This is a genomic window from Pseudomonas sp. DR48, assembly GCF_019823085.1.
In the GTDB taxonomy this organism is placed as follows: Bacteria; Pseudomonadota; Gammaproteobacteria; order Pseudomonadales; family Pseudomonadaceae; genus Aquipseudomonas.
Map to the genome: position 1 here is coordinate 1,141,079 of NZ_CP081946.1, position 24,436 is coordinate 1,165,514.

Below are 24,436 nucleotides of genomic sequence, written 5' to 3' on the forward strand. Positions count from 1 at the left end.
GCTCCCGTGGACGCTTAGGCTGAATTATGGGGCATAACGATCAAAAAGTTTGATCTCAGGCCCACCCCAGCCCCCAGAGGAAGCTGTGTATTCAGTTCGAATCGAATGGATACGGCTGTTTCCAGCGCTCGAATATCGGTTTCAGCCGACCGCTTTTCACCAGCAGTTCCATGCGTTCATCGAACAGCGCCATCAACGTGCGAGCCGTGGGCGTATCGGCGAAGCACAGGTACAGCGGCAAATCCGCGATGTGCGTGCGACGAAACTGCGCCGGATCCTTGGCCCGCTTGAGGACATAGTCGACCTCGGCGAGTGCGTCGATGTAGTAGTCGGCTCGATTGTGGGTCAGCATCGACAGAATACCGGTGCGCCGAACGACTTCGTTATAGCGGGTCACGTTGGGCAGGTAATTCTCGAAGCTGTAGCCACGGACCCAGGCCAGCCGATAGTTGCCCAGGGTTTGCGGGGTCGGCGCCGGATTGCTCGCCAGCCCCAAGGCATAGATGTGATCGGTATCGAAATTCCAGCGCGGATAGAGCAGGTCGTGGGTCTCATCACGATAGGAGCCGACACAGGCGTCGACGTCGCCACGTTGTGCCAGGCCGATCGCGCGCAGGTAAGGTTCTGTGCGGATGTCCAGTTTGACGCCGGCCGGCTCGAACACCTCCCGCAGCACGTCCCAACCCAGGCCATGACCGTCAGCGGCGGTGTAGTCTTCCCAGTCTTCGCTGGCCAGATGAATCACCGACGGTGTCGTCGCGGCATCGCCCGCGCTGGCAAGCGAGCAAAACGTGGTGAACACCATCATAGCCAACCAGCGCAGAGCCATCCTTAGTCCCCTGTTTCGCCTGTCAGGCGAAAATCCATACCAACCCCTGCATCGCCAGCCACGCAAACACGCCTGCCAATACATCGTCGAGCATGATCCCGACGCCACCGTGCACATGCCGGTCGATCCAGTGAATCGGCCAGGGCTTGAGAATGTCGAAGAAGCGGAACATCAGGAATCCCGCCAGCAACCAATACCAACCTTCCGGCACCAGCCAAAGGGTGATCCACATCCCGACCATTTCGTCCCAGACGATGCCTTCGTGGTCGTGTACCCGCAAATCGTCGGCAACCTTGCCGCACAGCCAGAAGCCGAACAGCATGGTGACGCCCAGCATCAGCCAGTAACCCCAATCGGGCAGCATCTGCCATAACGGGATAAAGGGTAGCGCAACTAACGACCCCCAGGTGCCCGGTGCCTTTGGCAAGGTGCCCGAGCCGAAGCCGAACGCCAGGAAATGCCAGGGATTGCGCCAGACCGACGGCGGTACGAATTCCGCCGGGACCTGTTTGGGATGATCTGTCACGGTGTCTCCCGAAAATGTTGATAGCCGCGGGTTTGCGGGGTGATGTCTTGTCCATCGGCATCCAGCAGCACGACGCCCTGCCCTGCCACGACACGCCCGACCACATGGATCGGCCAGCCGTCGGCCAGCAACGAGGATAACTCGACGGGCGGCAGGGTGAAGGCCAGCACGTAATCGTCACCGCCACTCAAGGCTGCGCTTTCGGCACCCGATTGGCCAAGGAAAGCCACTAAAGCGTTGGACAGCGGCAATCGGTCCCGTTCAACCTGAATGCCGACTCTCGACGCCAGGGCGATATGCCCGCAATCAGCCAGCAGACCGTCGGAGATATCCAGCGCCGAGGTGGCTTTGCCGCGTAGCGCCTGACCGAGAGCCAGTTGCGGTTGCGGCGACCAGTAATGACGCAGCAGCGGGTCGGCGATGGCCACATCGGCGGTTCGCTGCCCGAGGACCAGTGGCAAGGCGCCGGCCCCATTTCCCAACTCGCCGCCCACACAGAGCAAATCGCCTGGTTGCGCTCCGCTGCGAGTCAACGCCTGACCTGTCGGCACGCGCCCAAACACCGTCATCGTGATGCTTAACGGGCCGCGAGTGGTATCGCCGCCCACCAAAGCCACACCGCAGCCCTGGGCCATGACGGTCAAACCAAGGGCGTAGGCCTGCAGCCAATCGGCGGTCACCGTCGGCAAGGTCAGGGCAAGGGTAAAGGCAATGGGGGTGGCGCCCATGGCGGCCAGATCACTGACCGCGACGGCCAGCGAGCGCTGACCGAGCAGGAAAGGATCGCAGGGATCTGCGAAATGCACGCCGGCAACCAGCGTGTCGGTGGAAATGGCCAACTGCTCCCCGGGGGGAACGGTCAGCAAGGCGCAGTCATCGCCGATTCCGAGAGCAACGCCCTCGCCGCCCTGCGCACAAGGCGCGGCGGCGAAGAAATTGCGGATCAGCTCAAACTCACCCATAGGGGTGTCCTCTCTCACCAATACTGTTCATTTTTAAGCGGCGTCTGGTGTCGCCATACTGCGTTGCCGCTCCTCGCCATAGCACGCTATGACTCGTCGCGGCGCCTTGTCTGGCAACACCAGCCACTCGCTAAAAAACGAACGTATCGGCGAGACAGGACACTGCAAGCGCCGATTAGCGCTTGTACGCCTTCACTTCAGCTTCACGCAGACGCGGGGCCAGCTTGTCGAGCACACCGTTGACGAACTTGTGACCGTCGGTGGAACCGAAGACCTTGGCCAGTTCGATACCTTCGTTGATCACAACGCGGTACGGCACATCGACACGCTCAAGCAGTTCCCAGGTGGACAGGCGCAACACCGCCAGTTCAACCGGGTCCAGCTCTTCGATGGTCAAGTCCAGGCAAGGCTTGAGTGCGGCGTCGATCTTGTCCTTCTGCGCTGGAACCCCGTGCAGGATTTCGCGGAAGTAGGCACCGTCGACATCGCTGAAATCGTTATCGACCCGAAACTGCGCTTCGATCTCGTTCAACGACTGCTTGGCCATGTGCCATTGGTATAGCGCTTGAGTCGCGAGCTGACGGGCTTCGCGACGCTTGACGCTTTTCGATGGCTTGCCGGCATCCGCAGGCTTTGGATCGCGCGGGTTGAAACGATCACTTTCGTCGCTAATCACTTGGCCTCCAACTGCGCCAGCAGGCTGACCATTTCCAGAGCGGACAGGGCAGCTTCAGCACCTTTGTTGCCGGCCTTGGTGCCGGAACGTTCGATGGCTTGTTCGATGGAATCAACGGTCAGGACGCCGAAAGCGACCGGAACGCCGAACTCCATGGACACCTGGGCCAGGCCCTTGGTGCATTCGCCCGCCACGTATTCGAAGTGCGGAGTACCGCCACGAATGACCGCGCCCAAGGCGATGATTGCCGCGTATTCACCCTTTTGAGCGACTTTCTGCGCAACCAGGGGAATTTCGAAGGCGCCAGGCGCACGGATGATGGTGATGTCGCTTTCGCTCACGCCATGGCGAACCAGGGCATCAACTGCACCGCTGACCAGGCTTTCAACGACGAAGCTGTTGAAACGGCCCACTACCAAAGCGTAGCGGCCTTTAGGGGCGATGAAGGTACCTTCGATGGTCTTCAGGGTCATTCGTTAGATCTCTTAAAGAGCCGGGACGCGCTTTCTACGCATCCCTCAGTGATATTTGAACCGCGAATACAGGGCCGGGAACAACCGGTCATTATTCGGAGGGCACGTATTCTACAACTTCCAGATCAAAACCGGATATCGCATTAAATTTCATTGGCGCACTCATCAGGCGCATTTTGCGTACGCCCAGGTCCCGAAGGATCTGCGAACCGGCACCGACAATGCTGTAGGTGGTCGGTTTTTTCACCGCGGTCTGATCGGCGGTTTCGCGGATGTGCGCCAGCAACACGTCGCCATCGAGCGGATGACCCAGCAACAGCACCACACCGCTGCCAGCCTCGGCCACCGCAGCCATCGCGGCGCGCAGGCTCCAGCGCCCCGGTTGCTTGACCATCAACAGGTCGCGCAACGGGTCCATGTTATGCACCCGAACAAGGGTCGGTTCATCAGCGCACACGGTGCCCAGGGTCAGGGCCATGTGTACGTCGCCTTCCACGGAATCACGATAGGTCACCAGGTTGAACTGGCCCAGTTCGCTGTCCAAAGGCTGCTCGGCAATCCGCTGAACGGTACGTTCGTGGATCATCCGGTAGTGGATCAGGTCGGCGATGGTGCCGATCTTGATGTTGTGTTCAGCCGCAAAGGCTTCGAGTTCGGTGCGGCGGGACATCGTGCCGTCGTCGTTCATCACTTCGCAGATCACGCCGCTCGGCTCGAAACCGGCCATGCGCGCAAGATCGCAAGCCGCTTCGGTGTGACCGGCGCGAGCGAGTGTGCCGCCGGCCTGGGCCATCAGCGGAAAAATGTGGCCTGGGCTGACGATGTCTTCAGCCTTGGCGTCTTTCGCCGCAGCCGCTTGCACGGTGCGCGCACGGTCGGCAGCGGAGATGCCGGTGGTCACGCCTTCGGCCGCTTCGATGGAGACGGTGAACTTGGTGCCGAAACCGGAACCGTTGCGTGGCGCCATCAGGGGCAGCTTGAGCAGTTCGCAGCGCTCACGGCTCATCGGCATGCAGATCAGGCCACGGGCGTGCTTGGCCATGAAGTTGATGTGTTCGGCCTTGCAGCACTCGGCGGCCATGATCAGGTCGCCTTCGTTCTCGCGATCTTCGTCATCCATGAGGATGACCATCTTGCCTTGGCGGATGTCTTCAACCAGTTCTTCGATGCTATTGAGCGCCACAAGGCACCCCCTTGAGTCAGGATTTGAGGTAGCCGTTGGCGGCCAGAAAGCTTTCAGTGATGTTTCCGGATTTTGCAGGCTCTGCGGCCTTGTCGCCCAACAACAGGCGTTCCAGATAACGGGCAAGCAAGTCAACTTCAAGGTTCACCCGGCGACCTGGCTGGTACGACGCCATGATGGTTTCGCTCAGGGTGTGTGGAATGATGGTCAGCAGGAACTCGGCGCCATCGACCGCGTTCACGGTCAGGCTGGTGCCGTCGACGGTGATCGAGCCTTTATGGGCGATGTACTTGGCCAGTTCCTTGGGCGCACGGATGCGGAACTCCACAGCGCGCGCGTTCTCGGTGCGGGCAACGACTTCGCCCACGCCGTCGACGTGACCGCTGACCAGATGTCCGCCCAGGCGAGTGGTCGGGGTCAGGGCTTTTTCCAGGTTCACCGGACTGCCGCTTTTCAGGTCATTCATTGCCGTGCAGTCGAGGGTTTCGCGACTCACGTCCGCCGCAAAGCCGTTGCCTGGCAATTCAACCGCCGTCAGGCACACGCCGTTGACCGCGATGCTGTCGCCCAGTTTGACGTCGCTCAAGTCGAGCTTGCCGGTTTCTACGTGTACCCGCACATCTCCGCCTTTTGGGGTCAATGCACGAATACTGCCGATGGATTCGATGATGCCGGTAAACATGGAGTCCTCCTCGAGAACAGGGCCGACGCGTGACGCAGGCCGGGAATTATACGCTCGCCGCTGGCACAGGAATGGCGATGACTCGCCAGTCATCGCCAACCGCGCGGATTTCGGTAATTTTCAACTCGGGTGCGTCTTTCATGTGCGCCAGCGGCCAATCCAGCAGAGGCCGTGCCGATGAGCCGAGAAACTTGCCAGCGATAAAAATCTGGAACTCATCCACCAGACCTTGCTGGGCAAAAGCCCCTGCCAGGCGTGGGCCGGCCTCGACCAACACTTCGTTGACGTCGCGATGGGCCAGCTCAACCAGCAACTTGCGCAGGTCGACCAAACCGTCCTCGCCCGTCACGATCAGGCATTCCGGGCCATTTGCATATTGCTCTTCGACCGCCATGCAGGTGGCGACCAGGGCCGGGCCGGCCTTGAAGAACGGCGCGTCCAGCGGCACGCGCAAACGGCCATCGATCAACACCCGCAGTGGCGGACGGCTCATGACGAGTGCGGTCTGCTCGGCGTCCAGCCCCAGCTCATCGGCACGTACGGTCAAACGGGCATTATCGGCCAGCACCGTGTCGGCGCCGGTCAGCACCACACTGGCTTGCGCGCGCAGGCGTTGAACCGCCGAACGTGCGGCCGGACCGGTGATCCATTGGCTTTCGCCGCTTTCCATCGCCGTGCGACCGTCCAGGCTCATGGCCAACTTCACCCGCACGAACGGCAAGCCGTGTTCCATGCGCTTGAGGAAGCCTTCGTTGAGCTTGCGCGCCTCGCCTTCCAGCACACCGCTTTCAATGGCGATACCGGCCTGGGCCAAACGCTGCATGCCGCGACCGGCGACCGCAGGATTAGGGTCCTGCATGCCGGCCACTACCCGCGCGACACCGGCGTTCACCAGCGCATCGGCGCAGGGCGGCGTGCGGCCGTGGTGGCTGCAAGGTTCGAGGGTCACGTACGCCGTCGCACCTCGGGCCTTGTCACCGGCGGCGCGCAAGGCGTGGACTTCGGCATGCGGTTCGCCAGCGCGCACATGCCAGCCTTCGCCGACGATTTGGCCGTCACGCACGATCACGCAGCCGACCCGAGGGTTGGGGTGCGTCGTGTAATGACCTTTGCGCGCCAGTTCCAGGGCGCGGGCCATGTAATGGGCGTCGAGGATGGCTTGTTCCGGGGTGGTGGTCATTCTTTCACCGGCTCACGGGCCAGGCGATCGATCTCTTCACGGAACTCATTGAGGTCCTGGAAGCGGCGATACACGGAGGCGAAACGAATGTAGGCGACTTCGTCGAGCTTTTGCAGCTCGGCCATCACCAGTTCACCGACCACGAGGGATTTGACCTCGCGCTCGCCGGTGGCGCGCAGCTTGTGTTTGATGTGCACCAGCGACGATTCCAGGCGTTCGACACTCACCGGGCGCTTCTCGAGCGCTCGCTGCATGCCGGCACGAAGTTTTTCTTCGTCGAACGGCTGGCGGCTGCCGTCGGTTTTTATCAGGCGCGGCAACACCAGTTCAGCAGTCTCGAACGTCGTGAAACGCTCGCCGCAGGCCAGGCATTCACGCCGGCGGCGCACCTGTTCGCCCTCGGCGACCAGACGCGAGTCGATGACCTTGGTGTCGTTGGCACCGCAGAAGGGACAGTGCATGGTGGCAGGCAACAAAAAAAGGGAGGGCCATGGTAGCGCATCCCCGTGGCAAGACAAGCCATAGGGTTTGCGGTATACAGACGGGTTATAGAGCTTGATCCATGGATTTCACCTCGCTGGAGCCGCAAATGTCCCTAAGACCGCTCGTTATGCTCAGTCTTTTCAGCCTGCTGGTGGCCTGCGGCAGCGATGCGCCCAAGCCCCAGCCGCCAACGCCGGGGCCCGCCCCGCAGGCGGCGCAGAAGAAAGCCCAAGAGTCCGCCAACCTCGGCCCACTGCCCGCTTATCAGCGCGAATTGAGTGGCACCCTGCTAGGCGTGCCGGCGGGTGCCGAAGTCGAATTGGCGTTGCTGGTGATCGATGACAAGGCCCGTCCGCAACAATTGCTCGCCAGCTCCAGCCTGATCGGCACCAATCAAGTGTTGCCGTTTCACCTGCGTTTCAACCCGGACTCGTTTCCGGTGGGTGCCCGCGTTGAACTGCGCGGCCGCGCCAGCCAGTCCGGCCAGCTGATTTTGCATCTGCCGTCGCAGATCATTACCCAGCCAACGACGCAAGCACTGGGTCAGCTGCAATTCGTCAAAGCGCCATGATTGCACCGTTCGACCTGCAACAGGCGTTGGGGCAATTACTCGGTGATGCGCAACTTGTGCCTGTCGCCCTGCCGGACTGCGAGCTGAAACTCTGGCTGATCGACGGCGACAATATGGACCGCGCCTTCAGCCCGGAAGAAACCCGGCGAATTCTGCACGAACCACCGTACTGGAGTTTCTGCTGGGCCAGCGGCCTGGCGGTTGCCCGTTATCTCGCCGAATTTCCGCAGTGGGTCAAAGGCAAACGCGTGCTGGATTTCGGCGCTGGCTCCGGGGTCGCGGGGATTGCCGCGGTCAAGGCTGGCGCGCTGGAAGTGGTGGCCTGTGACATGGACCCGCTGGCGATTGCGGCGTGTCGGGCGAATGCCGAACTCAATGACGTACAGCTCAACTACTCGACGGATTTTTTCGCCGAAGCGGACCGCTTCGATCTGATTCTGGTGGCCGATGTGCTCTACGACCGGGCGAACCTGCCGTTGCTCGATGAGTTTTTGAGCCGTGGCCAGCAGGCGCTGGTGGCGGATTCGCGGGTGAGGGACTTTCGTCATCCGCTGTATCAACGCATCGAAATGCTGGAGGCGATGACCCTGCCGGATCTGGCCGAGCCTGAAGAGTTTCGCTATGTAAGCCTCTACCACGCCACCCGGACATGATCGTTCCCACGCTCCGCGTGGGAATGCAGCCCTGGACGCTCCGCGTCCATTCGTACAGCGTGACGCAGAGCGTCACAGGAGGCATTCCCACGCGGAGCGTGGGAACGATCATTGCTCCGACTTCCGGCCGCCCACCACCAAGCCGTATAGTGGCCTTATTCACGCTTCCAAGAGATCCCCCATGAGTCAGGAAACGCCGTACATCTTCGACGCCACGACTGCCGATTTCGACCAGTCGGTGATCGAGAACTCCTTCCATAAACCGGTGCTGGTGGATTTCTGGGCCGAATGGTGTGCGCCCTGCAAAGTGCTGATGCCGATGCTGCAGACCATTGCCGAGAGCTATCAGGGCGAGTTGCTGCTGGCCAAGGTCAATTGCGATCTCGAACAGGACATCGTCGCCCGTTTCGGCATTCGCAGCCTGCCGACCGTGGTGCTGTTCAAGGACGGTCAACCGGTGGACGGTTTTGCCGGCGCGCAACCGGAATCGGCGGTGCGGGCAATGCTCGAGCCTCACGTTCAAATGCCACCACCGGCAGCGACCGACCCCATCGAGCAGGCTCAGGCCTTGTTCGACGACAGCCGTTTCGCCGACGCCGAAGCCGTGCTCAAAGTGCTGCTGGGCGAAGACAACACCAACGCTCGCGCACTGATTCTCTATGCCCGCTGCCTGACTGAACGTGGTGAGTTGGGCGAAGCGCAAACCGTGCTGGATGCGGTGAAAAGCGATGAGCACAAAGCAGCGCTGGCCGGCGCCAAGGCACAGATCCAGTTCCTCGGTCAGGCCAAGGACTTGCCGGATGCGGCGGACCTGAAAGCGCGCCTGGCGAAAAATCCGCAGGACGATGAGGCGGTGTATCAACTGGCGATCCAGCAGTTGGCCCGCCAGCAATACGACGCCGCGCTGGATGCGTTGCTCAAGCTGTTCATCCGCAACCGCAGCTACAGTGAAGGCTTGCCGCACAAGACCTTGCTGCAGGTGTTCGAATTGCTGGGCAATGATCATCCGTTGGTGACCACTTACCGCCGCAAGTTGTTTGCTGCGCTTTATTAAAAAATCAAAAGATCGCAGCCTCGTTGCACTCGACAGCTCCTACAGGAAAGCTAAATCCCATATAGGAGCTGTCGAGTGCAGCGAGGCTGCGATCTTTTGCGGTTTACTCGATCCAGCTATAGAGCGGCGTATCGCCGCCGCTTGTCACCTTCACATCGGCGCAGTGACGCAGGCGCACCAACAGGCGTTTGCCCGAGGCTGCGCTGCCGGTCAGTCCTTCCAGTTGATCAAGCAAGTCCGGCCCGCTCAATTGCCCGGCCTTGCGCAGCAGGTCTTTGGCGATCTGCCACAGCGCATCATCCTGATTCACCGGTTTGGCCGAAGCCGCAACGGCCTCAGGTTGGGTCACTTGCAGCTGCGCGCCGAGTCGCGCCCAGTCGCTGTCATCCATCTCCAGCGTCAAATCCACCGGCCAGTCGCCGATGCTTCCGCGAATTCGCAACATGAGTCTGCTCCTGCACATTTCTGACGTGCATGCTCCCATGTGACTTGCGCAACGCCAAGCAGACAGTCAAACTCCTCGCACTTACGTTATAAGATTACATAACAAATTATTCATTTTGCTTTCCGGAGACCCGTCATGCGCCGTCTGCTTCTCGCTTTGCCGTTTGCCCTGCTGCCGCTGGCCGTAGCCCACGCCGCGGATGAACATGACCATGAGCACGGCAGTCTCGGTGCGCACGAACATGGCGTCGGTCGCCTGAACGCGGCGCTGGATGGCCAGACTCTGGAACTGGAGCTGGAAAGCCCGGCGATGAACCTGGTCGGATTCGAACACGCCGCCACCACCGATGCCGATAAAGCCAAGGTCGCCGCCGTCCGTGCGCAGCTGGAAAAACCGCTGACGCTATTCAACCTGCCCAAAGCCGCCGGCTGCACAGTGGCGACTCAGGAACTGGAAAGCCCGCTGTTCGGTGACAAGCCAGATGCCGATCACGATGAAGACGCCAAGGACGAACACCACCACGACCACAGCGAAATCCACGCGCACTATCAATTCACCTGCGCGGCCCCGGGTGCTCTGAAAAACCTGGACCTGGCGAATATTTTCAACACGTTCCCGGCGACTAAGAAGATTCAGGTACAACTGATCAGCCCGAGCGGCCAGCAAGGGGTTGACGTGACCGCGAAGGCTGCTGCCCTCAAATTCTAAATCCACCGCAAATCCAATGTGGGAGCGGGCTTGCTCGCGAAGGGGCCGTCACATTCAACAGAGACGTTGACTGACATGACGCTTTCGCGAGCAAGCCCGCTCCCGCAAGGTTCACCACCAACCTGACCGGTTTCACATGACCCAAGCACTCATCGAACTGTCCGACCTGAGCTTCAGCTGGCCCGGTCACCCGCCGCTGCTGGATATCCCGGCGTTCCGCCTGGAGCCCGGTGAAACCCTGTTCCTCAAGGGCCCCAGCGGCAGTGGCAAAACCACCCTGCTCGGCCTGCTCGGCGGCGTGCAGAAGCCCGAACGCGGCAGCATTCGCCTGCTGGGCCAGGAACTGACTGAACTCGGTGCCGGCGCACGTGACCGTTTTCGCGTCGATCACACCGGCTACATCTTCCAGCAGTTCAACTTGCTGCCGTTTCTCTCGGTGCGCGAAAACGTCGAGTTGCCCTGCCACTTCTCCAGACTGCGTGCCGAACGGGCGAAACAGCGTCACGGCAGCGTCGATCAGGCCGCAGCCACCCTGCTCGCGCATTTGGGCCTGAAGGATGAAAGCCTGCTCAACCGCCGCGCCGATTCACTGTCCATCGGCCAACAGCAACGGGTCGCCGCTGCTCGCGCATTGATCGGTCAGCCGGAACTGGTGATTGCCGACGAACCGACCTCAGCCCTGGATTACGACGCGCGCGAAAACTTTATTCGCTTGCTGTTCGCCGAGTGTCGCGAAGCCGGATCGAGCCTGTTGTTTGTCAGCCATGACCAGAGCCTCGCGCCACTGTTCGATCGCCATTTGTCGCTGGCCGATCTCAATCGCGCCGCCACCCCGTCCGAGGTTTGAGATGTATTTGTTTCGTCTAGCCCTGGCCAGCCTGGCTAACCGCCGCTTCACCGCGATTCTTACCGCGTTCGCCATCGCCCTGTCGGTCTGCCTGTTGTTGGCCGTGGAACGGGTGCGCACCGAAGCCAAGGCCAGTTTCGCCAGCACCATCAGCGGCACTGACTTGATTGTCGGTGCACGGTCCGGTTCGGTGAACCTGCTGCTGTACTCGGTGTTTCGCATTGGCAACGCCACCAACAACATTCGTTGGGACAGCTTCGAGCACTTCGCCAACGACCCGAAAGTGAAATGGGCAATCCCGATGTCTCTCGGTGATTCCCATCGCGGTTATCGCGTGATGGGCACCACCGAGGCGTACTTCGAGCATTACCAGTACGGCCATCAACAGTACCTGGAACTGGCCGACGGCCGCGCCTTCGCCACCGATCCGTTCGAGGTGGTGCTCGGGGCCGAAGTGGCGGATGCGTTGCACTACAAGCTCGGCGACAAACTGGTGCTGTCCCACGGTGTGGCAGCGATCAGCCTGGTCAAGCACGACGACAAGCCATTCACCGTGGTCGGCATTCTCAAACGCACCGGCACCCCGGTGGATCGCACGCTGCACATCAGCCTCGGTGGCATGGAAGCCATTCACATCGACTGGCACAACGGTGTGCCCGCGCGCGGCAACGGTCGGATCAGTGCTGATCAGGCGCGCAACATGGACCTGACGCCGCAAGCGATCACCGCGTTCATGCTCGGCCTCAACAACAAGATTTCCACCTTCGCCGTGCAGCGTGAAATCAACGAATTTCGCGGCGAACCGATGCTGGCGATCCTGCCGGGCGTGGCGCTGCAAGAACTCTGGAGCCTGATGAGCACGGCGGAAAAAGCCTTGTTCGTGGTCTCGCTGTTCGTGGTGCTGACCGGGCTGATCGGAATGCTCACGGCGATTCTCACGAGCCTTAATGAACGTCGCCGCGAGATGGCGATTCTGCGTTCGGTGGGCGCGCGGCCGTGGCACATCGCAACCTTGCTGGTGCTCGAAGCCTTTGCCCTGGCGCTGTCAGGAGTGATTGCCGGCGTGGCGCTGCTGTACGTGTGCATCGCTGCGGCGCAGGGGTATGTGCAGGCCAATTATGGTTTGTATTTGCCGCTGGCCTGGCCCAGCGAATATGAATGGACGCTGCTCGGTGGCATCCTGATCGCCGCGCTGCTGATGGGCAGCGTGCCGGCCTGGCGCGCGTATCGCCAATCTCTGGCCGATGGCCTGTCGATCCGACTATGAGGACGTTAACGATGCCCCGCGCCTTGCTTACGCTGTTGATGCTGGTCGCCCTGCCGCTGTGGGCGGCCGAGCCGAAAGAACTGACCTGGTCGGAAATGATTCCACCGGACGCCATGCCGGAAGTGCCGAACATGACGCCGCTGCACGACCTGTCGCAGATGGGCAATGCGCTGGCCGCTGAATCGGCGCCGGCCGCCAAACAAGACATGCCCAACGCGCCAGTGGTGAAGAGCCTTGATGGTCAGAACATTCGCTTGCCGGGCTACATCGTGCCGCTGGAAGTGAGTGAGGAAGGTCGCACCACGGAGTTCCTGCTCGTGCCGTATTTCGGCGCCTGCATCCATGTGCCGCCACCGCCGTCGAATCAGATCGTGCATGTGAAAAGCGCCGTCGGCGTGAAGCTCGATGAGCTGTATCAGCCGTACTGGATCGAGGGTGCGTTGCAGGTCAAGGCGTCCACCAGCGAGTTGGCCGATGCGGGGTATCAGATGGAGGCTGACAAGATTTTTGTGTATGAGCTGCCGGAGTGAATCCGGTCGCTCTGTATTGCCCACTAGATAGCCTTCGCGAGCTAGCTCGCTCCCACGGGGATTAGGCGATCCCTGTGGGAGCGGGCTTGCTCGCGAAGTGGCAATCTGCCGCACCACAAAAAACGGACCATCACTGTTTCATTGAGCTGCATCAAAAGACCGGATCAGACGCCTCCGTACCATTGGACATCGAATATTTTTAACGTCCTTTGGAGCCCTCCATGCACAAGTCCAAGCTCTGCGCGTCGCTACTTGCCCTCGCGCTCGCAGCCCCGCTCGCCTACGCCCACGAAGCAGGCGACATCATCGTTCGTGCCGGTGCAATCACCGTCAACCCCAAAGCCGACAGCTCCAGCGTCAAGGTCGATCAAGGCCCGTTGGCCGGCACCAATCTGGGTGGCAAGGCCACCATGAACAGCGACACGCAACTGGGCTTGAACTTCGCTTACATGATCGACAGCCACTGGGGAATCGAGCTGCTGGCGGCTTCGCCATTCGAGCATGACGTGAAGCTCAAAGGCACCGCCCTGGGCGCAGCCAACGGCAAACTCGGCACCCTCAAACACCTGCCGCCGACCTTGAGCGTGGTGTACTACCCGCTGGCTGCGAAGTCCCCGTTCCAGCCGTATGTCGGTGCGGGTATCAACTACACCTGGATCTACGACGAACACGTCAGCAGCGAAGCCCAGGCCAACGGCTTCAGCAATTTCAAGGCGGATAACTCCTGGGGCATGGCGTTTCAGGTCGGTGCTGACTACATGATCACCGACAACATCATGCTCAACGCCCAGGTGCGCTACATCGACATCGACACCACGGCGACCGTGGAAAACGACGCCGTGGCTCCGGGCACTCGGGCCAAGGTCGACGTGGATGTCGACCCGTTCATCTACATGGTCGGCTTGGGTTACAAGTTCTGACAACCTGACTGGAGCTGATCGTTTCCACGCTCTGCGTGGGAATGCAGCCAGAGACGCTCTGCGTCTCGAGAGCTGACGCGGAGCGTCCATTGAGGCATTCCCACGCAGAGCGTGGGAACGATCATCAAACCTTAGCGCCCCAACAACCGCGCCAGCCCGACACTCATCGGTGTCTGCTCCGGGTAGGTAAAGCGTTCCAGCAATCGCTGGTTGTTCGCCCGCGAATGGCGGATATCGCCGGAGCGCGCCGGACCGTAGGTCACCGGCGGCAATTCACCGACCACCGCCGCCAGCGCTTCAAGCATCTGCTTGAGCGAGGTCGCCTGGTTCCAGCCGACATTCACTGCACCGACTTCGACCTGCGGTTTCTCGATGGCTTGCACCAGCAGGTCGACCAGATCCTCGACGTACACGAAATCACGAGTCTGCTCGCCATCGCCGAACACGGTGATCGGCAGGCCTTTCTGCGCACGCTCGCTGAAAATACTGATCACGCCGGAATACGGCGAAGACGGGTCCTGACGCGGACCGAAAATATTGAAAAAGCGGAATATCACCGGTTCGAGGCCATGCTCGCGGCGGTAGAAATCGAAGTAATACTCGCCGGCCAATTTGTCCGAAGCGTAGGGCGTCAGAGGCGCCTTGGGTGTGTCTTCGTCGATTGACTGACCTTCGCCATTGTTGCCGTAGACCGCTGCGCTGGACGCGTACAACACCCGTTTGACACTAGTCTGGCGCATGGCTTCGCAGACATTCAGCGTGCCGATGAAATTGCTCTGGTGCGTTTTCACCGGATCATCCACCGAAGCCTGCACCGATGCCACCGCAGCCAAGTGCGCCACCGCGCTGCAACCGGCCATGGCCTGAGCCACCAGCGCGGCATTGGCGACATCGCCCACGATCAGCTCGACCTTCGGATTGTCCAGCGGCAGGTTGCTGCGTTTGCCCGTGGACAAGTCATCGAGAATACGGACCGAATGTCCCTTGGCAAGCAAGGCATCGGTCAGGTGCGAGCCAATGAATCCGGCGCCGCCGGTGATCAGAACAGGGCCGTCAGCCATGGCGATAGAACCTATCCAGTAAACCCGGGAGCGCTGCGCGCCAGGCGCGAGGCTTGATCCCGAACGTGTGCAGAATTTTCTTGCAGGCCAGCACCGCGTGTTGCGGCTCTTCGGCGGCATCCGGGCGCGCGGCGTGAGCCTGAGCCGTCGGTGCTTCGATGGCCAGCGGGTGCAGGCTGCGCGCTTCGGTCAGGATGGCCTGTCCCAATGCCAGCGGCGTCGTCGCCTCATGTCCGGCGTAATGATAGGTGCCCCATAACGGCGCCGCGCAATCGAGTTGCTTGAGCACCGAAATGATCACCCGCGCCGCGTCGTCGACCGGTGTCGGGTTACCCCGGCGGTCATCGGCCATGAGCAATTCTTCCGGCAATTCCGCACGGGCGAGGAATCGGCCGAGGGTGCCTTCGGGGCTGTCATCGAGCAGCCAGCCGAATCGCAGCAGCACGTGTTGCGGGCAAGTGGCGCGCACGCTTTGTTCGATCCGCCACAGCGCCTGCCCCCGCTGACCCAAGGGAACCGGTTCGTCTTTTTCGCTGTAAGCAGTCGCCCGGGAGCCGTCGAACACGCGATAGCTCGAAGGTTGCAGCAGCACGATGTTGTGGTGCTGGCACAGTTCGGCCAGACGTTCGATCGCGCGCTCCTGCCCGGCCAGACGCTGCTCGCTGACCGTCTCCGCCTGGAACCAGTCGAAATAGTAGGCGAGGTTGATCAGCGCGTCTGGACGGGTGTCGTCGAGCAGCTGCGTCAGGCTCGCGGCGTCCCAGCCGTCTTGCGGTGGGCGGGGGGCGAGGAAGCCGATGTCTTCCTCTGCACCGAGGCGAATCAGCGCCTGCCCAAGGGCATTTCCGCCGCCCAGTAACATAAGGCGCATTCGCATAGAGTCAGCAGGCCCAGTCTGATTGGAACAAATGGTTTATCGACACCACCCGCAGGCAATGCCATCGATAGTTACCGGAATCGTTGCATTTTGCGGGTTTAGTGCGCAACCGTCATCCGTAAAGTGTAGATCCGCTGGATTTGCGGTGCCTGTGATGGCCTCATCGCGAGCAAGCCCGCTCCCACATTGGTCTAGGGCGCACACAAATCCCCTTTGGGAGCGGGCTTGCTCGCGAAGAGGCCCTGGAGATCGGCGAAGGTCTTGAGTGGTACTTGCATCTTCCCCACCTCGCCCGCATAAATTACCCCATGAATCTGCCTATCCCTCCAGACGCTGCAATGGCTGGCTTTCACCCCGCCGTCAGCGCCTGGTTCCGCAGTACCTTTCCGACGGTCACCGCCGCCCAGGGCCGGGCGTGGCCGATCATTCGCCAGCACCGCTCGACGCTGATCGCCGCGCCCACCGGCTCCGGCAAAACCCTCACCGCGTTTCTCGCCGTTATCGATGATCTGGTTCACCGCGGCCTGGAAAGCGAAGACGGATTGCCCGATCAAACCCTGGTGGTCTACGTCTCGCCGCTCAAAGCCCTGTCCAACGACATTCAGATCAACCTGCAAAACCCGCTGGCAGGGATCACCGAGCAATTGCGGGTGATGGGCCTGCCCGAACTGCAGATCAACACCGCCGTGCGCACCGGCGACACCCCGCAAAAAGACCGCTCGGCGATGCGCAAAACCGCACCGCACATTCTGGTGACCACTCCAGAATCCCTTTACGTGCTGCTCGGCTCCGATTCCGGCCGCAAGATGCTCGGCACCACGCGCACGGTGATCGTCGATGAAATCCACGCCATCGCCGCCAGCAAGCGCGGCAGCCATCTGGCCCTGAGCCTCGAACGCTTGCAGGCCTTGTGTGCAGAACCGTTGATGCGCATCGGCCTGTCGGCCACGCAAAAACCCATCGAAGCGGTCTCGCGCTTTCTCGTTGGCCGTGATCGCGAGTGCGAAATCATCGACATCGGCCATGCCCGTCCACGGGACCTGGGCATCGAAGTGCCGCCCGTGCCTCTGTCGGCGGTGATGGCCAATGATGTCTGGGAACTGGTGTACGACCGCCTCGCCGTCCTGGCCCGCGAACACCGCACCACCCTGATTTTCGTCAACACCCGGCGCCTGGCCGAACGCTTGAGCCGGCACTTGAGCGAGCGCCTGGGCAAAGACGCCGTCGCCGCGCACCACGGCAGCCTGGCCAAGGAATTTCGCCTGGACGCCGAGCAACGGCTCAAGCGCGGCGACTTGCAAGTGCTGATCGCCACGGCCTCGCTAGAGCTGGGGATCGACATTGGCGACGTCGACCTGGTGTGCCAGATCGCTTCGCCGCGCTCGATCGCCGGGTTTCTGCAACGGGTCGGCCGTTCCGGGCACCAGGTCGGCGGCACGCCCAAGGGCCGGTTGTTTGCCACCACCCGCGATGATTTGATCGAATGCGCCGCCCTGCTCGACTGCGTGCGCCGTGGTGAACTCGACACCTTGCAGATTCCCAAGGCGCCGCTGGATGTCCTGGCCCAGCAAATCATCGCCGAGGTGAGTTGCCAGGAATGGCAGGAGCAAGCGCTGCTGGAGATGTTACGCAAGGCTTCGCCCTACGCCGAGCTCGACGAAAAACATTACCAGGCGCTGCTGCAGATGCTCGCCGAGGGCTACAACGGTCGCCAGGGTTTGCGTAGCGCTTATCTGCATCGCGATGCGCTGACCCGAACCCTGCGCGGTCGCCGGGGCGCCAAACTGACGGCCGTGACCAGTGGCGGGACCATTCCCGACAACGCTGATTACAGCGTGTTGCTGGAGCCACAAGGCCTGAACATCGGCAGCGTCAACGAAGACTTTGCCGTGGAAAGCATCGCCGGAGATGTCTTCCAGCTGGGCAATACCTCGTATCGAATCCTGCGCGTCGAAACCGGCAAGGTCCGGGTCGAGGATGCTCAGGGTCAGCCGCCGACCATTCCGTTCTGGCTCGGTGAAGCGCCGGGGCGCAGCGCGGAACTGTCGTTTGCCGTGGCACGCCTGCAAGCGCAACTCGACGAATTGCTCGGCGCCACGCCGGGTGATTTGCAGCCCGCCATCGACTGGCTGACCGACACCCTCGGCCTGAACCTCGCCAGTGCCGAACAACTGGTGGATTACCTGGCCCGTGCGCGCCTGACCCTCGGCGCGCTGCCCTCGCAAGACACGCTGCTGATGGAGCGTTTTTTCGACGAGTCCGGCGGCACGCAACTGATCATCCACACGCCGTTTGGCAGTCGCATCAACCGCGCCTGGGGCCTGGCCCTGCGCAAGCGTTTTTGCCGCACCTTCAACTTCGAACTGCAAGCCGCCGCCAGTGAAGACGCCATCGTGTTGTCGCTATCCACCAGCCACAGTTTCGAGCTCGATGATGTCTGGCGCTACCTGCACAGCAACACCGCCGAACACCTGCTGATTCAAGCGGTGCTGGATGCGCCACTGTTCGGTGTGCGTTGGCGCTGGAACGCCGGGGTCGCACTGGCGCTGCCACGCTATACCGGCGGGCGTAAAGTCGCGCCGCAGATTCAGCGCATGAAGAGTGAAGACCTGGTCGCCAGCGTGTTCCCCGATCAGATTGCCTGCGTGGAGAACCTCGCCGGCGAACGTGAAATCCCCGAGCATCCACTGATCGAACAAACCCTCGACGATTGCCTGCACGAGGCCATGGACAGCGAAGGTTGGCTCGCATTATTACGGCGCATGGAGCGTGGCGAGGTGCGGCTGATCAGCCGCGATTTGCCGGCGCCCTCGCCACTGGCGGCAGAAATCCTCAGCGCCCGCCCCTACACCTTTCTCGACGATGCGCCGCTGGAAGAACGCCGCACTCAAGCGGTGCTCAACCGGCGCTGGACCGACCCTCAGTCCACTGACGACCTCGGTGCGCTGGATGGCGAAGCGATCCAGGCCGTACGCGACGAAGCCTGGCCAACGCCCACCAGCGTCGATGAAATGCATGAAGCGTTGATGAGCCTGGCGTGCATCAGCGAGGTTGAGGCGCAGGGCAATGCGCATTGGCACGAATGGCTGAATGCACTTGCACACAGTGGACGCGCCAGCCGTTTGCAGATCAACGCCGGGCAATCGCTATGGCTGGCGCTGGAACGACTGACTTGCCTGCGCGCGATTTATCCACAAGCCGATTTGCTGCCACCGATTGAGGCGTTGCCGGGGTTCGATGAAGCCTGGGAGCCGGATGAAGCGGTGCTGGAAGTGATCCGTGCGCGACTCAGCGCCTTTGGTCCGCTGCCGCTGGAAGCAATTGCCGAACCGTTGGGGCTGCTCACGTCGCAAGTCACCCAAGCGCTCGCGCACCTGGAGCGCGAAGGTTATGTACTGCGTGGCCAATTCACACCGGGAGCCGCTGGGGAAGAATGGTGCGAACGGCATCTGCTGGCACGGATTCACCGCTACACGGTCAAGCGACTGCGGCGGGAAATCGAGCCGGTGGCGCTGCAGGATTTCATGCGGTTTCTGTTCGACTGGCAGCACCTGTCCGCCGCCACCCAAGGCCAGGGCAACGCGGTGTTGCCCGCCATCGTCGCGCAGTTCGAAGGCTACCCCGCTGCCGCATCCGCCTGGGACAGCGACATCCTGCCGACGCGGATCAAAGGCTATTCGGCGAGTTGGCTGGATGACCTGTGCCGCAGCGGCAAACTGGTCTGGACGCGCCTGACCGCGCGCAACAAGGCCGCCAGCACGGCGCTGCGCAGCACCCCGATTGTGTTGCTGCCGCGCAGCCAGGTCGGGCTCTGGAGCAGCCTGACCGAGCAGACGCCGATCAGCGAACTCTCGCCCAAAACGCAAAAAGTCCATGAGGCGCTGAGCCAGCACGGCGCGCTGTTTTTCGATGAGCTGATTCACGAAGCGCGCCTGCTGCGCGCGGAACTGGAAATAGCCTTGCAGGAACTGGTCGGCGCCGGGCTGGTGAATGCCGACAGCTTCGCCGGCCTGCGGGCGCTGATTACCCCGGCCAGCAAACGGCAGAATCGCAGCAGCCGGCGCGGACGCGGGGCGTTTGTCGGGGGGATGGACGATGCCGGTCGCTGGGCCTTGTTGCGTCGCGGACCAACGCCGCCGGTTGTGGATAACAAACGTCCTTCCGCTACGCCGAGCGACACGGTGGAACATATCGCCATGACCTTGCTGCGCCGCTACGGCGTAGTGTTCTGGCGTTTGCTTGAGCGTGAAGCGGACTGGCTGCCGAGCTGGCGGGAATTGCTGCGCACGTTCCATCGGCTGGAAGCTCGCGGCGAGATTCGGGGTGGGCGATTCGTCAGTGGTTTGGCCGGTGAACAATTTGCGTTGCCAGAGGCAATTCCCCTGCTGCGTGAAGTGCGTCGACGGCCGCAGGACGGAAGTTTGATCGCGGTGTGCGGAGTTGATCCACTGAACCTTGCCGGGACGTTATTGCCCGGCGCCAAGGTGCCGGCGTTGGCGAGCAATCGATTGGTGTATCGCGACGGGTTGCCGGCGGCTGCGGAGATTGCCGGCAAGCAGGTGTTCTGGCTCGAGCTGGATCAGCAATCGACTGCCGAGCTTCACAACAAGCTGATCCGGCATTGATGGTGTCCGGGCGGGCCTCTTCGCGAGCAAGCCCGCTCCCACATTGGATTTGTGTAACGCCGCAGATCCCCTGTGGGAGTGAGCCTGCTCGCGATGAGGCCATCAGCAACAACTCAAATCACTGGGGACGCGGCTGATCCGGCAACAACACCGGTGAATTCTCCGCAACAGACCCACCCTCTTCGTCCATCACCCGATGTGGCATCAAAACCTGCTGTGGATAAGTCTGCGCGAAATGCACCCACGGGCTGTTATCCACAAGCTTTTTCAAACGCTGGTTAAACGCCCGACTCACTGCATATTGCCCACCGGACACCGTGCGGAATTGCGCGGTCAGGACCACGCCGTTGAGGTCCATCTTGTCGACGCCGAAGACATCGAGCGGCCCTTGCAGGTTGTACTTGAGAAAGTCGTCATCACGGATCGAATCCCCCGCCTCGCGGATCAACTCGATGGCCTTGTCGACATCAGTGTCATAGGTGAACTGCACCGAGAAAAACGCATACGCGAACTGCCGCGATTGGTTGGTCACGGCCTTGATCTGCCCGAACGGCACCGAGTGCACAAAGCCCTTGCCGTCGCGCAAGCGCAAGGTGCGAATGGTCAGGCCTTCGACGGTGCCGGCGTGGCCGGAGTCGAGCACGACCCAGTCGCCAATCGACAGGGTGTCTTCGATGATGATGAACAGCCCGGTGATCACGTCCTGCACCAATTGCTGCGAGCCGAAACCAATCGCCAGGCCGACAACCCCGGCACCGGCCAGCAACGGCGCGACGTTGATCCCAAGGTTGGCCATGGTGGTGATCGCGCAGATCACCACCAGGATGATTTTGATCGCATTGCGCAGCAGCGGCAGGATGGTTTTGACTCGCGTACTCGGCTGCGTCGTACGTTTGTTGACTGGCGGTTTCAGCGCTTCCTGGATCGCCGTGTCGAGTACCACCCACAGCAACCAGGTCACAAGAAAGATCAGACCCATGCTGCTCAATGAATCACTGATCGCCCGGCCCACCGAGTTTTGCTCGGCGAACTTGAACAGCGAAATGCCCCAGATTCGCCCGAGGATTTCGATGAAGGCCACGGCCATGACGATCCGCAGCAACGCGTGCAGCAAACTGAGGAAACGCTCCTTGTAAGCGCTGCTGTGCTGGATCGCTTCGACCTGACGGGACTTGAACATGTGCTGGAAAATCGTGCTGAGAAACACCGTGGCGATCAGCAGAATGGTAGTAAACAGTGCACAACGCAGGGCCTTCTGATTGTCATCGCCGACGCCAATCAGGTTGATCGCCGAGACCATGACCATCAGCAGGATCGGCCAGTACCAGAGCCCGGAAAAGATCCGCAGGGATTCTTGCAGCGAAGGTTGTTTGAGGCGTTGAGCCAGAGGCCGGTTGCGAATCAGATGCGCCACCGGACGCCTTAGACGAATCACCAATAGCCCGAAGATGATCGAGACGAAAAAGCCGGTGAGCACGGCAGCGCTGCTGGTGATGTTGCCGCCCAGTTGACGGGCGATTTGCGGGCTGGTCAACGCATCGCTGAGCGCCGCGAGGAAGCCGATCAGGAACAACGGCTTGGGACAATAATCGCGGATGATCCGCACCGCTGTGCGTTTGTGGCCCGTGTTGAACATGACGATCACACACAGCAACATCGAGGTCGAAAAAATGCCGCTGCTGGTGGCGTAGGCGAAACATAACGCCAGCGCACGGCCCACCGAGGCGGGCAGGAAATGGCTGACATAGAGGGTCAACGGCAGGCAGATCACGGCCGGTAACGTGTAAGGCATCACATAATTGAGCAGGTCCTGGCTGCGTTGGCGGGTACGCAACCAACGGCCCTGGTTCAGGCGCTTGGCCAGGATGCCACCGAGCACGGTGAGCAAGGCAAAGCTGCCAAGCCAGACCCCGGACAACATCATGAAGTCGCCGATCACGCTCCAGCCAGAACGGCTCGAGGGTCGATTGACCAGTTTGTCGACCTCATTAGCGGCTCGATCGGCCCGCAGGCGCCAGGCATCGACGAGGTTTTCGTTGAGGTCGAGCTTTTCCTGGACATCGTCGATGCTGGAGCTGATGGCTCCGAGCAGGCCGCCCTGGACCAACGGTTCAGGCGCTGCCGGCTCCTCGGTAGAAGCGGCGGCGGGAACACCCGGCAGCGTCACGGCTTCCAGCTCGTTGCTGCCAAGGAACAGCAACGCCCCCAGTAGTATTGCGGTCTTGAACTTGAGCAAAACGGGGAGCTCCTCCGAAAGGGTCTGTAAGGAACTGATCGGTAAATGCCGGGCAAGTTCGGTTTAACGCCCGATATAACAAACACCGCAGTTCCCTGTGGGAGCGGGCTTGCTCGCGAAAGCGGCAGCAAATCCAGCATCGATGTGCCTGAACCACCACTTTCGCGAGCAAGCCCGCTCCCACAGGGTTTTGTGGTGTTTTGTCGATATTTGACATAAGCGCAAATATCAAATGCCCGTCCCTGTATTTTTCCGCACAACCCAAACCCCGACACTGCGCTCCATCAATCAAACCCACCGGAGTTGCAGTCATGCCCATTGCCTTGCTCGCGCTGACCCTCAGCGCCTTCGCCATCGGGACGACCGAGTTCGTCATCGTTGGCCTGTTACCCACCATTGGCGCCGACCTCGGCGTCAGCCTGCCGTCCGCCGGCCTGCTGGTCAGCCTTTACGCCCTGGGCGTTGCCGTCGGCGCCCCGGTGCTGACCGCCCTCACCGGCAAAGTCCCGCGCAAATTGCTGCTGTTGTCGCTGATGGTGCTGTTCACCCTCGGCAACCTGCTGGCGTGGAAAGCGCCGAGCTACGAATCGCTGGTCATTGCGCGGATCGTCACCGGCCTGGCCCACGGAGTGTTTTTCTCGATTGGCTCGACCATCGCCACCAGTCTGGTGCCGAAAGAAAAAGCCGCCAGCGCGATCGCCATCATGTTCACCGGCCTGACGGTGGCGCTGGTCACCGGCGTGCCGCTGGGGACCTTCATCGGCCAGCATTTCGGCTGGCGTGAAACCTTCCTCGCCGTGTCCGCATTGGGTGTGATCGCCTTTATCGGCAGCCTGCTCTACGTGCCGAAAAACATCGCCCACAGCAAACCCGCTTCGCTGTTGCAGCAATTGCAGGTGCTCAAGCAACCGCGCCTGCTGCTGGTGTACGCCATGACCGCGATCGGTTACGGCGGCTCGTTCATTGCCTTCACGTTCCTGGCGCCGATTCTTCAGGACATTTCCGGTTTCAGCGCCAGCACCGTCAGCCTGGTGTTGCTGGTCTACGGCGTGTCAGTGGCGGTAGGCAATATCTGGGGCGGCAAACTGGCGGACAAACGCGGTCCGATCAGCGCGCTGAAAATCATCTTCGCCTTGCTGGCGGCCGTGTTGTTCGTGCTGACCTTTACCGCTGGCAATCCCTGGCTGGCGCTGGCCACGGTGCTGGTCTGGGGTGCCGTCGCGTTCGGTAACGTGCCGGGGCTGCAAGTGTATGTGGTGCGCCAGGCCGAGCATCACACCCCGCACGCGGTCGACGTGGCTTCGGGGCTGAACATCGCCGCGTTCAACCTCGGCATTGCCGGTGGTGCGTGGGGCGGTGGTCTGATCGTGGCTCACATGGGCCTGATTCACACGGCCTGGATCGGTGGTCTGGTGGTGTTGGTGGCGCTGGCGCTGACGGCCTGGAGTGGTCGCCTGGATCGTCTCGGCCCGGTGTATGCCGAGGGATCAACCCGCGTCGTCACCAGCCACTGATAATCCCTGTGGGAGCGGGCTTGCTCGCGAATGCGGTCTATCAGCCGACATCAATGCTGAATGACACACCGCTTTCGCGAGCAAGCTCGCTCCCACAGTTGATTGTGGTGTTCGGCAAAGTACAAGCCATCCGT

The 24,436-nt window shown here is 61.4% G+C and carries 23 protein-coding genes; 10 read left to right on the forward strand and 13 right to left on the reverse strand.

Annotated elements, in window-relative coordinates:
• Positions 1–91: 91 nt before the first annotated feature.
• The 9 genes from K5K95_RS05220 to nrdR form a co-directional block, all read right to left on the reverse strand.
• Positions 92–829 carry a substrate-binding periplasmic protein gene (locus tag K5K95_RS05220; RefSeq protein WP_222588638.1) on the reverse strand — a complete coding sequence of 246 codons (738 nt, stop codon included), beginning with the start codon at positions 827–829 and terminating at the stop codon, positions 92–94.
• Positions 830–851: 22 nt separating this feature from the next.
• The gene (locus K5K95_RS05225; RefSeq protein WP_090179347.1) at positions 852–1,355 is read right to left on the reverse strand and encodes a phosphatidylglycerophosphatase A; all 504 of its coding nucleotides are present in this window, start codon (positions 1,353–1,355) and stop codon (positions 852–854) included.
• Positions 1,352–2,317 carry a thiamine-phosphate kinase gene (thiL, locus tag K5K95_RS05230; protein WP_222588639.1) on the reverse strand — a complete coding sequence of 322 codons (966 nt, stop codon included), beginning with the start codon at positions 2,315–2,317 and terminating at the stop codon, positions 1,352–1,354. The genes K5K95_RS05225 and thiL overlap by 4 nt, the downstream gene beginning before the upstream one ends.
• Positions 2,318–2,492: 175 nt before the next feature.
• Complete coding sequence (gene nusB / locus K5K95_RS05235; protein ID WP_208671258.1) at positions 2,493–2,993, reverse strand: transcription antitermination factor NusB; 501 nt, start codon at positions 2,991–2,993, stop codon at positions 2,493–2,495.
• The gene (gene ribE, locus K5K95_RS05240; RefSeq protein WP_003185938.1) at positions 2,990–3,466 is read right to left on the reverse strand and encodes a 6,7-dimethyl-8-ribityllumazine synthase; all 477 of its coding nucleotides are present in this window, start codon (positions 3,464–3,466) and stop codon (positions 2,990–2,992) included. The genes nusB and ribE overlap by 4 nt, the downstream gene beginning before the upstream one ends.
• A gap of 91 nt (positions 3,467–3,557) precedes the next feature.
• Positions 3,558–4,649 (reverse strand): bifunctional 3,4-dihydroxy-2-butanone-4-phosphate synthase/GTP cyclohydrolase II, encoded by a 1,092-nt coding sequence (gene ribBA, locus K5K95_RS05245; protein WP_090179339.1) that lies wholly within the window; start codon positions 4,647–4,649, stop codon positions 3,558–3,560.
• Positions 4,650–4,665: 16 nt separating this feature from the next.
• Positions 4,666–5,331 carry a riboflavin synthase gene (locus tag K5K95_RS05250; RefSeq protein ID WP_008000433.1) on the reverse strand — a complete coding sequence of 222 codons (666 nt, stop codon included), beginning with the start codon at positions 5,329–5,331 and terminating at the stop codon, positions 4,666–4,668.
• Positions 5,332–5,377: 46 nt separating this feature from the next.
• Positions 5,378–6,511: a bifunctional diaminohydroxyphosphoribosylaminopyrimidine deaminase/5-amino-6-(5-phosphoribosylamino)uracil reductase RibD gene (gene ribD, locus K5K95_RS05255; protein ID WP_222588640.1), complete on the reverse strand. Its 1,134-nt coding sequence runs from the start codon at positions 6,509–6,511 to the stop codon at positions 5,378–5,380.
• On the reverse strand, positions 6,508–6,972 hold the full coding sequence (gene nrdR, locus K5K95_RS05260) for a transcriptional regulator NrdR (protein ID WP_003228656.1): 465 nt from the start codon (positions 6,970–6,972) through the stop codon (positions 6,508–6,510). The genes ribD and nrdR overlap by 4 nt, the downstream gene beginning before the upstream one ends.
• 128 nt (positions 6,973–7,100) lie before the next feature.
• Here nrdR and K5K95_RS05265 point away from each other — a divergent pair, with 128 nt between their 5' ends.
• From K5K95_RS05265 to trxA, 3 genes are all read left to right on the forward strand, one after another.
• Entirely contained in the window at positions 7,101–7,565 is a 465-nt protein-coding gene (locus K5K95_RS05265; RefSeq protein WP_222588641.1) for a hypothetical protein, read from the forward strand.
• Complete coding sequence (locus K5K95_RS05270; RefSeq protein ID WP_222588642.1) at positions 7,562–8,218, forward strand: class I SAM-dependent methyltransferase; 657 nt, start codon at positions 7,562–7,564, stop codon at positions 8,216–8,218. The genes K5K95_RS05265 and K5K95_RS05270 overlap by 4 nt, the downstream gene beginning before the upstream one ends.
• 181 nt (positions 8,219–8,399) lie before the next feature.
• Positions 8,400–9,272: a thioredoxin gene (gene trxA, locus K5K95_RS05275; protein ID WP_208671254.1), complete on the forward strand. Its 873-nt coding sequence runs from the start codon at positions 8,400–8,402 to the stop codon at positions 9,270–9,272.
• A 103-nt stretch (positions 9,273–9,375) separates the two neighbouring features.
• Here trxA and K5K95_RS05280 read toward each other — a convergent pair whose 3' ends face one another.
• A complete protein-coding gene (locus K5K95_RS05280; RefSeq protein ID WP_222588643.1) occupies positions 9,376–9,717 on the reverse strand; it encodes a hypothetical protein in 342 nt (113 codons plus the stop codon).
• 135 nt (positions 9,718–9,852) lie between these two features.
• Between K5K95_RS05280 and K5K95_RS05285 the strand changes: the two genes are divergently transcribed.
• The 5 genes from K5K95_RS05285 to K5K95_RS05305 all read left to right on the forward strand — a co-directional run bounded on the left by K5K95_RS05285 (position 9,853) and on the right by K5K95_RS05305 (position 13,989).
• The gene (locus K5K95_RS05285; RefSeq protein ID WP_222588644.1) at positions 9,853–10,425 is read left to right on the forward strand and encodes a DUF2796 domain-containing protein; all 573 of its coding nucleotides are present in this window, start codon (positions 9,853–9,855) and stop codon (positions 10,423–10,425) included.
• Positions 10,426–10,561: 136 nt separating this feature from the next.
• A complete protein-coding gene (locus tag K5K95_RS05290) occupies positions 10,562–11,272 on the forward strand; it encodes an ABC transporter ATP-binding protein (RefSeq protein ID WP_222588645.1) in 711 nt (236 codons plus the stop codon).
• Between the two features lies 1 nt (position 11,273).
• Entirely contained in the window at positions 11,274–12,539 is a 1,266-nt protein-coding gene (locus K5K95_RS05295) for an ABC transporter permease (RefSeq protein WP_222588646.1), read from the forward strand.
• 11 nt (positions 12,540–12,550) lie between these two features.
• The gene (locus tag K5K95_RS05300) at positions 12,551–13,069 is read left to right on the forward strand and encodes a DUF3299 domain-containing protein (RefSeq protein WP_222588647.1); all 519 of its coding nucleotides are present in this window, start codon (positions 12,551–12,553) and stop codon (positions 13,067–13,069) included.
• Between the two features lie 221 nt (positions 13,070–13,290).
• Positions 13,291–13,989 (forward strand): OmpW/AlkL family protein, encoded by a 699-nt coding sequence (locus K5K95_RS05305; protein WP_222588648.1) that lies wholly within the window; start codon positions 13,291–13,293, stop codon positions 13,987–13,989.
• 131 nt (positions 13,990–14,120) lie between these two features.
• Here the strand turns inward: K5K95_RS05305 and K5K95_RS05310 are convergent, their stop codons facing one another.
• Both K5K95_RS05310 and K5K95_RS05315 read right to left on the reverse strand, forming a co-directional pair.
• Positions 14,121–15,050 carry an NAD-dependent epimerase/dehydratase family protein gene (locus tag K5K95_RS05310; RefSeq protein WP_222588649.1) on the reverse strand — a complete coding sequence of 310 codons (930 nt, stop codon included), beginning with the start codon at positions 15,048–15,050 and terminating at the stop codon, positions 14,121–14,123.
• Positions 15,043–15,927 carry a sugar nucleotide-binding protein gene (locus K5K95_RS05315; RefSeq protein ID WP_222588650.1) on the reverse strand — a complete coding sequence of 295 codons (885 nt, stop codon included), beginning with the start codon at positions 15,925–15,927 and terminating at the stop codon, positions 15,043–15,045. The genes K5K95_RS05310 and K5K95_RS05315 overlap by 8 nt, the downstream gene beginning before the upstream one ends.
• Before the next feature lie 308 nt (positions 15,928–16,235).
• Between K5K95_RS05315 and K5K95_RS05320 the strand changes: the two genes are divergently transcribed.
• Positions 16,236–20,552 (forward strand): DEAD/DEAH box helicase, encoded by a 4,317-nt coding sequence (locus tag K5K95_RS05320; RefSeq protein WP_222588651.1) that lies wholly within the window; start codon positions 16,236–16,238, stop codon positions 20,550–20,552.
• A 118-nt stretch (positions 20,553–20,670) separates the two neighbouring features.
• Here the strand turns inward: K5K95_RS05320 and K5K95_RS05325 are convergent, their stop codons facing one another.
• Positions 20,671–22,788, reverse strand: a complete 2,118-nt coding sequence (locus tag K5K95_RS05325; RefSeq protein ID WP_222588652.1) for a mechanosensitive ion channel domain-containing protein — start codon at positions 22,786–22,788, stop codon at positions 20,671–20,673.
• Positions 22,789–23,099: 311 nt separating this feature from the next.
• Between K5K95_RS05325 and K5K95_RS05330 the strand changes: the two genes are divergently transcribed.
• Positions 23,100–24,302 (forward strand): MFS transporter, encoded by a 1,203-nt coding sequence (locus K5K95_RS05330; RefSeq protein WP_222588653.1) that lies wholly within the window; start codon positions 23,100–23,102, stop codon positions 24,300–24,302.
• Positions 24,303–24,436 lie beyond the last annotated feature (134 nt).